A 12,325-nucleotide genomic window follows, 5' to 3' on the forward strand; every position below is an offset into this window, starting at 1 on the left:
ACACCAGATTGACGCTAGGTTTAAAAAGGATACCCATATCTTCGTCAACAATACTTTGCAGGTCGCATGATTCCGCGTGATGAGAACGCGGCGCTCATTTAGGAAAAGCTAATGGCACAAGAAAAGGCAGTGAGCCGCCCGCAAGGCGCGCGGGACACAATCGTTGCTGCCATTGCTCGATCCAATAGCCGTATTGTCGTCACCGATAATGAGCGAGATTGTTACGGGATCGAAATCATCAATCCCCTTCGAGGAAAGGCACGCTGAAAGAATTGGGAGATCTGGTGACTCGAGTTCGCTTCCTCAGAACAGCTCAGCTCATTGAATAGCCTTCCTTTGGATCGACCACGACGCGGGCTAGCAAATGCTTCTCGTCACCGAGCTTACGGTTGCGCTACCCGTAACCGCCACCGTCCGGTCTCTCACCCCAGACTATTCTCATTCCGAAATGAAATACCCGGTCTCGGATATAATCGGGATATCCATTTCGCGCGCGCGGAGCCTGGCAAAATATTGCCGCTTGCTTCCTCCCCATTTGATAACTTATGTTGGCAATGTTCTCAGGGCGGGGTGCAATTCCCCACCGGCGGTATCGGGATTTTCTCGGAGCCCGCGAGCGCTTCCGGTCTCCAAAGCCGGAAGGTCAGCAGATCCGGTGAGAGGCCGGAGCCGACGGTATAGTCCGGATGGAAGAGGACAAGGCAAAAGACGCCCGCACGCAGCGGGCTTCACATTGCATTGTTCGCCCAAGGGATATTTGGCGCTTCTTGAAGCGCGAAAATGCCGCAAAACGGCATAACCCTTGAAAGGCTTGAAAGAAAATGACCATTGCTAAAATTGAAGACGCGATCGAAGCCATATCCCGTGGCGAGATGGTAATTGTCGTTGACGACGAAGACCGTGAAAACGAAGGCGATATCATCGCCGCGTCCGATAGCATAACTCCGCAGCAGATCGCATTCATGATGAACCATGCGCGCGGGCTGATCTGCGTCGCCATGCCGGGAGAGCGCCTCGACGCGCTCGACATTCCGCTGATGGTGTCGCGCAATACCGAATCCCTCAAGACAGCCTTCACCGTCTCCGTGGACTATATTCCCGGCACCACGACAGGCATTTCCGCTGCCGACCGGGCAAAAACCGTGCGTGCGCTGGTGTCGGAAGGCTCGCGTCCCGAAGACTTCGCCCGCCCCGGCCATATCTTCCCGCTACGCGCCAACCCTCAAGGCGTGCTCGGCCGCACCGGCCACACCGAAGCTGCCGTCGATCTGTGCCGCCTGGCCGGCAAATACCCCTGCGGCACCATCTGCGAAGTCGCCAATGACGACGGCACCATGGCCCGCCTGCCCCAGCTCGAAATTTTCGCCGAACGCCACGGTCTGCTCGTCGTCACGATCAAGGATCTCGTCTCTTATCTGAAGGGCGAGCTTGTGGAAGAAGTGGTGCAGAAGCAGGTTGCCTAGTCTTCACGCGCCTGTGCGGTGAATAGAAAAACGCCCGGCGAAAGCCGGGCGTAAAATCAAAAGGCAGACCACCTTGCCTCTTGCACGTGGTCATCAATTCGAGCGGCGCTGCCGCGCAAACCCTACCAGCAGCAGAACCCGCCATCTACCAAAAGGTCCACGCCCGTCACGAAGCTCGCCGCATCTGACAGCAGGAAGATCGCCGGGCCGACCATTTCATCGACGCCCGCCATGCGCTGCATCGGGGTCTGCTCTTCGAACAGTTTCGTCTGGTGCACCATTTCCGGCCGCGTGTTCATCGGCGTCGCGGTGTAACCAGGCGAGATAGTGTTGACGCGGATGCCGCGCCCCACCCATTCCATCGCCATGGATTTCGACATGTGGATGACGCCCGCCTTCGATGCATTGTAGTGGCACTGCATCAGGCCGCGATTGACGATGACGCCGGACATGGAAGCAATGTTGACGATTGCTCCGCGACCGTTCTTCAGCATGGCATTGGCTTGCGCCTGGCAGGAGAGGAACACACCCTTCAGATTGATGTCCATCATCGTCTGGAACTGGCTTTCCTCCATTTCCTCAGCAGGATTGGCGTTGGCGATGCCGGCGGCATTGACGGCAAGCGAAAGCGCACCGAGTTCGGCCTGCGTGCGTGCTACCGCGTCGCTCAGCGCCTGCCTGCTGGTGACATCGGCGGCGATCTGGATCGACTTGCGGCCAGTTCTGGCAATGAAATCGGCCGTCTGCGCCAGGCCGTCATCGGTGCGGCGGTCAAGCAGCGCGACATCGGCACCGGACTGGGCAAGCCCCATGGCGATCCGCTGGCCAATGCCGGAACCGGCACCGGTGACGAACGCCACCTGGCCGGAAAGATCGAAGAGTTTCGGCGCGTTGAGCGTGATGGTGGACATCTCTATTTCCTTCTTCAAATGGTTGCCAGTTCCATGACCGAGACGTCGTTGGCCTCGTCGCGGTTGAGGATTCCGGCCTGTTTTCCCTGCGCAAGAACGAGGATGCGGTTTGAAACGCCCAGCACCTCTTCGAGATCGGAACTGACGACGATGACGGCAACGCCGCTTTTGGCCAGACCGACGATAATATCGTAAATGCCAGCCCGCGCGCCGACATCGATGCCGCGCGTCGGCTCGTCCAGCACAACCACGCGCGGGTTGCGGGCAAGCCATTTGGCGATGACGACCTTCTGCTGGTTGCCGCCCGAGAGATCCGAGGCAGGCTGTTCGCTGCGGCCCTTCACCCCGAATTTGGCAATTGCCTCCTTCGTAAAAGCACGCTTGATGCTAGGCGTTATCCAGCCGGTGCCGACACGGTCAAGATTGGCGTAGATAAGGTTTTCACCGATCTCATGCTCGACAACCAGCCCCTGAAGCTTGCGGTCTTCCGGCACCATGACGATGCCCTTCGCAATCGCATCCGCCGGGCTTTTCAGCGTCAGTACCTGTCCATCGAGCAAAACCTCGCCCGCACTGGTCGGATCGGCACCGGAAATGGCACGCACCAGTTCGGTACGCCCCGCGCCGATCAGCCCGGCAATTCCAAGAATTTCACCGGCACGGACGCCGAAACTGATGTCGCGGAAAGAATTGTCCGTGCCAGTCAGCCCCTTGACCTCCAGCACCGTTTTTTCCTGCGGTTCGGGCAGCGCCGGGAACAGGCGTTCCAGCGACCGGCCGACCATGCTTTCGACGATGGTGCGCACCGGTGTCGCGCTGTCTTCAAATTCATGCACCCGCTCACCGTCGCGCAGCACGACGATGCGGTCGGTGATCTGCTTGATCTCTTCCATGCGGTGGGAAATATAGATGATGCCCACGCCCTCGGCGCGCAGCTTGCGAACCTGCTCGAACAGGGCCTGGGTTTCCGCACCGCCAAGGGCCGCCGTTGGCTCGTCGAGGATCAGGAGCTTGGCATCGAGCGCCAGCGCCTTGGCGATTTCGATCAGCTGCTGGTTTGCGGTTGAAAGGCCCGCGACCTTTCGGGTTGCGGGAATATGCAGATTGAGCCGCGCCAGCTGCTGCTGCGCCCTCCGGACCATTTCGGCGCGGTCGACGATGCCGTTCTTCATCGGCCAGCGGCCGATAAAGACGTTTTCGGCGATGGAAAGCTCCGGCAGAAGCTTCAGCTCCTGATGGATGAGTACAATGCCCTTGTCTATCGCCTCACGCGGCGAAGCGGGCGTATAAGGCTGGCCAAGCCAGGTCATCTTTCCTTCGGACGGCTCGCGGGAACCGGCGATGATGCCTGAGAGGGTGGACTTGCCCGCCCCGTTTTCACCCAGCAACGCCAAGACTTCACCCGGATAGACGTCGAGATCGACGCTTTTCAGAACCTCGAGCGGGCCGTAACGTTTGCTGATGCCACGGAGCGAAAGAACCGGCTCGCGCATGACGGGACCTCCTGGGAAATACGAGTGGCAAGGATGCGCCACGGCTTTGCGTCCGAATTGCCTGAAAACGAACAGATGACGCCCCCGCGCATCCGGCTGGAGTGCGCGGGGGCGGATGCATCAGGGATGGTTGGCAATGAAGCCGTCGACGTTTTCCTTAGTCGTCAGCGTCGCCTCGGAGAGCTGCACGGCCGGAACCTTCTCGCCGCCGACGATCTTGACGGCCATCTCCACAGCCGTGCGGCCCATCTTCTGGGTCTGCTGCGTCGCTGTCACGTCAAAGACGCCGTTCTTCAGCGCCTCAAGCGCTGCCGTGTCGCCATCGAAGCCGCCAACGACGATCTTCTGCGAGGGGTTGGCGACCTTGATCGCCTGTGCCGCGCCGAGCGCCAGACCGTCTGCCTGGGCAAAGACGATGGAAACGTCCGGATTGGCCTGAAGCATGTTCTGCATGATCTGGAAGCCTTCATCCTGGCTCCACATATTGGACCACTGTTCGGCAACGATCTTCACGCCGGAATTGGCCTTGACCGATTCCATGCAGCCCTTGGTGCGGTCGACTTCCGGTGTCGTGCCCTTCTGGCCATGAATGATGACCATCTTGCCCGAGCCGCCTGCCTGCTTGATGATGTAGTCGCAGACCGACTTGGCGGAAGCGACGGAATCGGTGGCGAGGAAGGTATCGCCCGGTGCGCCGTCGGCATTGCGGTCGATGTTGATGACGGGCACACCGGCCGCCTTGGCAAGCTTGACCGGAACGGTCGCCGCAGCCGCACCAGCCGGAATATAGATCAGCGCGTCGATGTTCTGCGTCAGGAGATCCTGGATCTGGTTAACCTGCGTCGGACCGTCGCCCTTGGCATCGACGGTGACGACGGTGATGCCGCGCGTCTTGGCTTCGGCTTCGACGGCCTGCTTGATCTGGTTGAAGAAGTTCGCCTGAAGATTGGCAACGGCAAGGCCGATCTTCTTGACTTCGGCGGCGTTGGCCGAACCGAGCGACAGGGCGAGAAGGGCGGCGGATGTCAGCAGAATGCGTGAAAATTTCATGATTATTCCTCCATTTGTTGATTTTTGACCTTCGGGCAGATCAAACCTCCTCCCCTTCGGCCGCTTTTCACGCCTCCCATACCGGGAGGGTCGTCTATTGCGCGGACGGCTCATCGCCCTCCGCAGGCAAATTCAGCTTCTGCGCCGGCGCAATGTTTCAGCGCCCACGGCCAGCACGATAACCACACCGATGATGACCTGTTGCAGAAAGGGAGAAACATTGAGCAGGTTGAGGCCGTTGCGCAGCACACCGATGATGAGCACGCCGATCAGCGTTCCGCCGATGCCGCCGGCACCGCCCGAAAGGGAGGTCCCGCCGATGACGACAGCCGCAATCGTATCCAACTCGTAGCCAAAACCGCTGGAGGGCTGCACCGAGTCGAGACGGGCTGCAAGAACGATACCCGCCAGACCGGCAAGAACCGCACAGGCAACATAGACGCAGATCGTCACCAAGGCGACGTTGATGCCGGCAAGTCGCGCCACTTCCGGGTTGCCGCCAACCGCATAGACGGTGCGGCCTTCGGAGCGGAAGCGCAGGAAAAGAAACGACACCAGAACAACGACCAGCATCAGCAGCACGGTCGCCGTCAGCACGCCGAAATGGCGGTCGATGGCCAGCATCATGAACCAGTCAGGGAAACCGACGATCTGCTGACCGTCGGTGATCATATTGGCAAGGCCGCGCGCCACCGACATCATGGCAAGCGTCGCGATGAAGGCCGGAACCCGGAAGGCAGTGACGAGAACGCCGACGACAAGGCCGCAGGCTGCGGATGCGATGAGCGCCAGCACGATGGCCATGCCCATCGGCATGCCCGCGACATTGGCTGTCCAGCCCATGATCATCATCGAAAGCGCCAGCACCGAACCGACAGACAGGTCAATGCCGCCGAGCAGAATGACGAAGGTCATGCCAACGGCCATGATGCCGAGCACGGTGATCTGGTCGAGGATGTTGAGACCGTTTCGAAGCGACAGAAAATTTTCGCTGGTGAAGGTCAGGAAGACACACAGCAACAGCAGGCCCAAAAGAGGTCCGGTCGCACCGCTTAGCCAGGCAAGCGGGCTTCTGGTGTGCGTAACCCCCTCATTGCGTTCAAGCACGGACATGGCTCCTCCCAGTGGCTATCTTGCATTTTTTAAACCGATTAGAATAATTATTCATGCTCGGTGAAACATGCATAAGCCAGTTGAGAGAAACTTGTCAATAGGCTTGGAGGGCGGGACGGGCCTTGCGGGTGATGGGATGGCGGCAGACCTGCGCCTCCCATCTCGTTCCGGTGCACATCGCAGAAATCCAGCGCAAGCGCGTCTGCGTGGCAAGGAGAGCCCTTTCACCCCAAGGGCTTGGGCTGAGCAGATTCCTGTTACGAGCCCAGGAATGAGGCGGGGAGGTGCGCTTCATCATCAGTGCAAATGGAGCGACAGAAATAATCGGCACGGATTGAAACAGGACAATTCACAATTCCGGCTTGACAGAAACGCCACGTCTGCAATTATATGAACAGCTGTATAAATATTCACACGCATGTTTTGAAGAGGATCCCATGCAGCCCACAGAGCTAGAGCGCATTGCGCGCCAGATTCGCCTTCGCGACGTCCAGGCTGTTTTCGAAGCGGGTGCCGGCCATATCGGCGGCGAAATGTCGGCGATCGACATCATGACCGCCCTTTATTTCCGCGTATTGCGCATCTGGCCGGACGAACCGAAGAACCCTGCCCGCGACCGTTTCGTGCTGTCGAAAGGCCACACCGCCTGCGCGCTTTATGTGACGCTCGCCAAACGTGGCTTTATCCCGGAAGAGGAAATCTCGACCTTCCTGCAACCCAATTCCCGCCTCAATGGCCACCCCAACTGTAACAAGGTGCCGGGGGTCGAGACCAATACCGGCCCGCTTGGCCACGGGCTCCCAGTTGCCGTCGGAATGGCCAAGGCGGCCGAGCTTTCGGGAGCGGATTACCATACCTATGTCATGACCGGTGATGGCGAGATGCAGGAGGGCTCCAACTGGGAAGCCATCATGTCAGCCGCGCAGTTCGAGCTTAACAATCTGACGCTGATCATCGACCATAACCGTTTCCAGCAGGGTGCTGCGATCTCGGAAACAAACGACGTCGCGCCGCTTCGCCCCAAGCTGGAAGCATTCGGCTGGGAGGTGAGCGAAATCAACGGCAACGCGATGGAAGAGATCGTCCCGGCGCTCGAACATCGCGGCGACCGCCCGCATTGCATCGTCGCGCACACCAACAAGGGTCACGGCATTTCGTTCATGCAGGACCGCGTCGACTGGCACCACAAGGTTCCAAGCAAGGAACAATACGAAATTGCCGTCAAAGAACTTTCGGAGGCATTGTAATGAACGCGCCCGTAACCGCCGCCAAACTCTATGATTGCCGCGACGCCTTCGCCGAAACGCTGGAAGCGCTGGCCGCCGCAAACGACAGGGTCGTGGCCGTCTGCAACGATTCGGTCGGCTCCTCGAAGCTCGGCGGCTTCAAGTCGAAATTCCCCGAGCGCCTCGTCAATGTCGGCATCGCCGAACAGAACATGGTGGGCGTCGGTGCCGGCCTTGCCAATGGCGGCCAGCTTCCCTTCGTCTGCGGCGCATCCTGTTTCCTGACCGGTCGCGCGCTGGAACAGATCAAGGCAGACCTCGCCTATTCCAACGCGAATGTTAAGCTCATCGGCATCTCCTCGGGCATGGCCTATGGGGAACTGGGTCCGACGCATCACTCGATCGAGGATTTCGCCTGGACCCGCGTTCTGCCGAACCTGCCGGTCATTGCCCCCTGCGACCGCATCGAAACGGCCGCCGCCGTCAAATGGGCTGCGGCCTATGCCGGCCCCTGCTTCCTTCGCCTGTCACGCGTCGGCGTGCCGGACCTTCTGCCTGATGGCCACGTCTTTGAACTCGGTCGCGCCAACCTGCTGCGCGAAGGTTCCGACATAACGCTGATCGCCAATGGCACGCTGACACACCGCATCGTCAAGGCCGCCGATATTCTGGCCAGTCGTGGCATCAAGGCGCGTGTGCTTAACATGGCAACCGTGCGCCCGATCGACGAGGCGGCCATCATTGCCGCAGCGAAGGAAACCGGCGCAATCCTGACGGCCGAAGAACATTCGATCTTCGGCGGCCTCGGCTCTGCCATCGCCGAAGTCGTGGTTGATCATGCCCCCGTGCCGATGAAGCGCCTCGGCGTTCCGGGCGTCTTTGCCCATACCGGCTCGGCAGAATGGCTGCTCGATGAGTTCGGCATGGCACCCGCGGCCATCGCGGAGGCTGCGGCAGCGCTGCTCAAGAGAAAGTAAGTTTCCTCCCAGGGTCGTCGCGTGTCTTCGGATGCGCGGCGACGCCCTTTTGCAATATCGTCGTTTAACCACCGCAAGGCTGAAACGAAAAAACTGCCGACGAAAGAACTCAAGTGATGCGCGCTATTCTGTCCATCGATCAGGGCACCACCAATTCCAAGGCCATTCTCGTTTCTGAAACAGGAGAATTGCTGGCGCGCGGTTCATCGCCGGTCGGCATCACCTATCCGCAGCCCGGCTGGGTGGAGCAGGATCCGAACCGTATCTGGGCCTCGGTGCGCGAAGCGATTTCCGCCTGCCTGTCATCGGCACCCTCTGCGGTCAGCGTTGAAGCCATCGCCATTTCCAACCAGCGCGAATCTGTGACGATCTGGGACGGTGAAACCGGCAAGCCGCTCGGCCCGGTCTTGAGCTGGCAATGCCGCCGCACGGCACAGGAATGCACCGATCTCATCGGCAAGGGACATTCCGAACGTGTCATGGCGCTGACCGGCCTGCCCATCGACCCGATGTTTCCCGGCGCGAAGATGCGCTGGCTGTTGGAGCGCGCGCCGCAGGGCCGCAGCCTTCGCCTCGGCACCATCGATAGTTGGCTGATCCACTGCCTGACCGGCGGCAAGGTGCATGCCTGCGACGCCTCCAACGCGGCCCGAAGCCAGGTGCTCGATCTCAACCGGCAGGTCTGGAGCGAAGAGCTTTGTGACCTTTTTGGCATCGACATCAACGCTCTGCCCGACCCGCGCGACAGCAGCGGCGACTTCGGCGTGACATCAGGTGTTCCCGGCATCAAGGACGGAACGCCTATTCTGGCTGCCGTCGGCGACAGCCACGCCGCCCTCTTCGGCCACGGCGCCTTCAATCCCGGTGACGGCAAGGTGACGTTCGGCACCGGCTCATCGGTGATGACCACGCTGCCGCATTTCATCGCGCCAGAGCGCGGCATCACCACCACAGTTGCCTGGAGGCTTCACGGCAAGCCGACTTTCGCGTTCGAGGGCAATATTCTTGTGTCTGCCGCCTCCCTGCCATGGATAACGGACATTCTCGGCCTGCCCGATGTCGCCTCTCTTGTGGAGCTTGCCGCGACCGCTGAGCCAGATGGCCCCGGTTTCGTCCCGGCCTTTGTCGGCCTCGGCGCGCCCTATTGGGATTCCAATTGCCGCGCGCTATTTTCGCAGATCAATTTCAGCACAAGCCGCGCGCAGATGGCCCGCGCCGTTACCGATTCCATCGCCTTTCAGGTTTATGACGTCTTCTCGACCATGCGCGCGCAGTCGCCCTCCGGCTTCGGACAGCTGTTCGTGGATGGCGGGCCGAGCCAGAACCGTTTCCTGATGCAATGCGTTGCCGACATGCTGGACCACCCCGTCATCCAGCGTGACGCGCCGGAAGCCTCCGCGCTTGGCGCGGCCTATCTTGCCGGCCTCGCCCTCGGTCTGTGGAGCGATCTCGACGCCATCGCCGCGCTCAACAGTCACGGCAACGCCATCGCGCCTTCGCCCAGTGACGGCAGGCAACGGCTTGCCGTCTGGCGCGACGCGATTGCGCGCTCGACGTTACCTGTGACGTCGGGTAAGGGTGAATAAAAATTCACCCTGGAGGGCTTATGGGCAGGATCAACGAACTTCGGATGATATCCCGCGTGGCGCAGATGTATTTCAGCGAGCACAGGCGGCAGGCGGAGATTGCCGAACATCTCAATCTTTCGCAGGCCACTGTATCGCGCATGCTGAAGCGTGCCGAAACGGAAGGTATCGTGCGCACCAGCATCATTCCGCCGCCCGGTACCTATAGCGATCTTGAAGCACAGCTTCGCGAACGCTTCGACCTGCCGGAAGCCATTGTCGTCGATTGCAGCGAAGACCGCGACGGCGCGATCATGGCCCGCATCGGCGAGGCGGCCGCGCATTTTCTCGAAGTGACGCTGTCGCAAAACGAGATCATCGGCGTTTCCAGCTGGAGCCAGACGATCTTCAAGATGGTGGAAAACATCCATCCGCTGAAAGGCGCCAAAGCGCGTTATATCGTCCAGACGCTGGGCGGCATGGGCGATCCTTCCGTGCAGACGCACGCGACCCAGATCACCACACGGCTGGCGCGACTGACGGAGGCCGAACCGAAGTTGCTGCCGGTCCCCGGCGTCGCCACCTCTCGCGAGGCGAAGCTTTTGATGCTGGCCGATCCCTTCGTGCGCGAAACCATCGATCTTTTCGGTTCGATCACGCTCGCCATCGTCGGTGTCGGTGCCGTCGAGCCATCGGAGCTTCTTGCCCGTTCCGGCAATATCTTTTCCGCCAAGGAGCTTGCCGATCTCGCACAGGCGGGCGCCGTGGGCGATATTTCGCTCAGGTTCTTCGACAAGGACGGCAAGCCCGTCAAGACACCGCTCGATGACCGGGTCATAGGCCTTCCGCTGGAAAACCTCTCCAATGTCGACCGCGTCATTGCACTCGCCGGCGGCTCGAAAAAGACCGAGGCGATCGCCGGTGCGCTCAGAACCGGCGTGATCGATGTCCTCGTCACCGACAAATTCACCGCCGAACGACTGGTCGGCACATAAACATAGCCGTTATCCCATAAGGAGGAGACATGAGGCGCTTTGAAGGTCAATCCGTATTCGTGACTGGAGGCAACAAGGGCATCGGTTACGGCATCGCCCGCCGTTTTGCCGAGGAAGGCGCGAAAGTCGCCATCGCCTCTATCGACAGGGACACCAATGACGCCGCCAAAAAGCTGGCGGACGAAACCGGCTCAGTCACCCATGGCGTGATCCTCGATGTGCGGGATGCGGCGGCGGTGCGCGAGGCCTATGGCGCAGCCGAAGAGGCAATCGGTCCGCTTTCCATCTCGGTCCAGAACGCCGGCGTCATTACCATTTCCAGGATCGAGGAACTGACGCAGGAACAGTGGGATTTCAACCTCGACGTCAACACGAAGGGCGCGTTCCTGTGCTGCCAGGAGGCGATTCGCCGCTTCCGCGCAAGTGGCACCAAGGGCCGCCTGGTCAACACCGCCTCCGGCCAGGCCCGTCAGGGTTTCATCTACACCCCCCACTACGCCGCTTCAAAATTCGGCGTCGTCGGCCTGACGCAAAGTCTTGCCAAGGAACTTGCGCCCGAAGGCATCACCGTCAACGCCATTTGCCCCGGCATCATCCACACCGAAATGTGGGATTATAACGACCGCGTCTGGGGCCAGATGCTAGGTGACTACAAGCCCGGCGAACTCATGGCCGAATGGGTGCGCAACATTCCAATGCGCCGCGCCGGAACGCCCGCCGAAGTGGCGGCCCTGGTGGCGTTTCTCGCCTCCGACGATGCGGCCTACATCACCGGCCAGACAATTAATGTCGATGGCGGGTTGATCATGTCGTAGGACGTCTATGTCCTCTTGATCCGTCCATTCTTGAGCCATCGAAAACAGGTGTTATTGCGAAAATGGTGGTGAGATCGACCTTTAATCCACCACCTTCTCGCCTGTTATTGCTTCCCTCACCCTAACTGAAACCCCAAGGATAATCGTGGAAAAACCCGCCGGGAAGAAACTTTGTGTGGCGCTATGCAAATAGCGGCAGCGTCGTCATGTTGCGTTCGAAATACAAGAGAGGAGAGCGACCCTTGTTGCCCTTCGCGAAATGAACGTTACACACAAAAATCGTGTGCGTTCCGGATTGAAGCGCCTCGTGAACTGAACAGCTGAAATGCGCGCATGCCCCTTCGAGCAAGGGCTGCCCCAATTCGTCCGATGTCCATTCTCCCAGCTCGAAGCGCTTCTCTGGCGGCACTTTCCCACCAAATGCCGCAGCGATTTCACTGTGCTCGTTGGAAAGGATGTTCAGGCTTAGCCGCCCGTTGTCTAGAACGGCCGCGTGCGCCGATGCCTTGGTATTCACGCAAACCAGCAGCCTTGGCGGCTCCTGGCAGACTGAGCATGCTGCGGTGACGGTCAGGCCTGCACGTCCTGCGCTGCCGTCCGTTGCCACGACCTGCACCGCAGCAGCCATCATCGCCATCGCATCTTTGAAACTCAGTGCATCCGCGCACTCTAGAGTATTTATCAACATTTTTTCCATCCATCGATCAGGGACAAATG

Annotated in this window: 12 protein-coding genes and 1 riboswitch; of the genes, 7 read left to right on the forward strand and 5 right to left on the reverse strand. The window is 60.0% G+C overall.

Features of this window, described 5'->3' with window-relative positions; translation table 11 throughout:
- Positions 1–111: 111 nt before the first annotated feature.
- Both CRP02_RS27290 and ribB read left to right on the forward strand, forming a co-directional pair.
- Positions 112–267, forward strand: a complete 156-nt coding sequence (locus tag CRP02_RS27290) for a type II toxin-antitoxin system VapC family toxin (RefSeq protein ID WP_143539307.1) — start codon at positions 112–114, stop codon at positions 265–267.
- A 285-nt stretch (positions 268–552) separates the two neighbouring features.
- Positions 553–702, forward strand: a riboswitch (FMN riboswitch).
- Between the two features lie 119 nt (positions 703–821).
- Positions 822–1,463: a 3,4-dihydroxy-2-butanone-4-phosphate synthase gene (ribB, locus tag CRP02_RS03265; protein ID WP_097170220.1), complete on the forward strand. Its 642-nt coding sequence runs from the start codon at positions 822–824 to the stop codon at positions 1,461–1,463.
- Between the two features lie 122 nt (positions 1,464–1,585).
- Here ribB and CRP02_RS03270 read toward each other — a convergent pair whose 3' ends face one another.
- The 4 genes from CRP02_RS03270 to CRP02_RS03285 all read right to left on the reverse strand — a co-directional run bounded on the left by CRP02_RS03270 (position 1,586) and on the right by CRP02_RS03285 (position 6,030).
- On the reverse strand, positions 1,586–2,374 hold the full coding sequence (locus CRP02_RS03270) for an SDR family oxidoreductase (protein ID WP_097099222.1): 789 nt from the start codon (positions 2,372–2,374) through the stop codon (positions 1,586–1,588).
- Between the two features lie 14 nt (positions 2,375–2,388).
- On the reverse strand, positions 2,389–3,867 hold the full coding sequence (locus tag CRP02_RS03275) for a sugar ABC transporter ATP-binding protein (protein WP_097170221.1): 1,479 nt from the start codon (positions 3,865–3,867) through the stop codon (positions 2,389–2,391).
- A 120-nt stretch (positions 3,868–3,987) separates the two neighbouring features.
- Entirely contained in the window at positions 3,988–4,917 is a 930-nt protein-coding gene (locus CRP02_RS03280) for a sugar ABC transporter substrate-binding protein (protein WP_003517083.1), read from the reverse strand.
- A gap of 132 nt (positions 4,918–5,049) precedes the next feature.
- The gene (locus CRP02_RS03285; RefSeq protein WP_097170222.1) at positions 5,050–6,030 is read right to left on the reverse strand and encodes an ABC transporter permease; all 981 of its coding nucleotides are present in this window, start codon (positions 6,028–6,030) and stop codon (positions 5,050–5,052) included.
- A gap of 437 nt (positions 6,031–6,467) precedes the next feature.
- Here CRP02_RS03285 and CRP02_RS03290 point away from each other — a divergent pair, with 437 nt between their 5' ends.
- From CRP02_RS03290 to CRP02_RS03310, 5 genes are all read left to right on the forward strand, one after another.
- Positions 6,468–7,277: a transketolase gene (locus CRP02_RS03290; RefSeq protein ID WP_097170223.1), complete on the forward strand. Its 810-nt coding sequence runs from the start codon at positions 6,468–6,470 to the stop codon at positions 7,275–7,277.
- On the forward strand, positions 7,277–8,233 hold the full coding sequence (locus tag CRP02_RS03295) for a transketolase family protein (protein WP_097170224.1): 957 nt from the start codon (positions 7,277–7,279) through the stop codon (positions 8,231–8,233). The genes CRP02_RS03290 and CRP02_RS03295 overlap by 1 nt, the downstream gene beginning before the upstream one ends.
- Positions 8,234–8,349: 116 nt before the next feature.
- Positions 8,350–9,819 (forward strand): FGGY family carbohydrate kinase, encoded by a 1,470-nt coding sequence (locus CRP02_RS03300; RefSeq protein ID WP_097170225.1) that lies wholly within the window; start codon positions 8,350–8,352, stop codon positions 9,817–9,819.
- A 20-nt stretch (positions 9,820–9,839) separates the two neighbouring features.
- Positions 9,840–10,793: a sugar-binding transcriptional regulator gene (locus tag CRP02_RS03305; protein WP_019565848.1), complete on the forward strand. Its 954-nt coding sequence runs from the start codon at positions 9,840–9,842 to the stop codon at positions 10,791–10,793.
- A gap of 29 nt (positions 10,794–10,822) precedes the next feature.
- The gene (locus CRP02_RS03310; protein ID WP_097099226.1) at positions 10,823–11,608 is read left to right on the forward strand and encodes an SDR family oxidoreductase; all 786 of its coding nucleotides are present in this window, start codon (positions 10,823–10,825) and stop codon (positions 11,606–11,608) included.
- 181 nt (positions 11,609–11,789) lie between these two features.
- Here CRP02_RS03310 and CRP02_RS03315 read toward each other — a convergent pair whose 3' ends face one another.
- Complete coding sequence (locus tag CRP02_RS03315; protein ID WP_323455322.1) at positions 11,790–12,305, reverse strand: flavin reductase family protein; 516 nt, start codon at positions 12,303–12,305, stop codon at positions 11,790–11,792.
- Positions 12,306–12,325 lie beyond the last annotated feature (20 nt).

The organism is Rhizobium sp. AN5 (genome assembly GCF_900215255.1).
Taxonomy (GTDB): domain Bacteria; phylum Pseudomonadota; class Alphaproteobacteria; order Rhizobiales; family Rhizobiaceae; genus Agrobacterium; species Agrobacterium tumefaciens.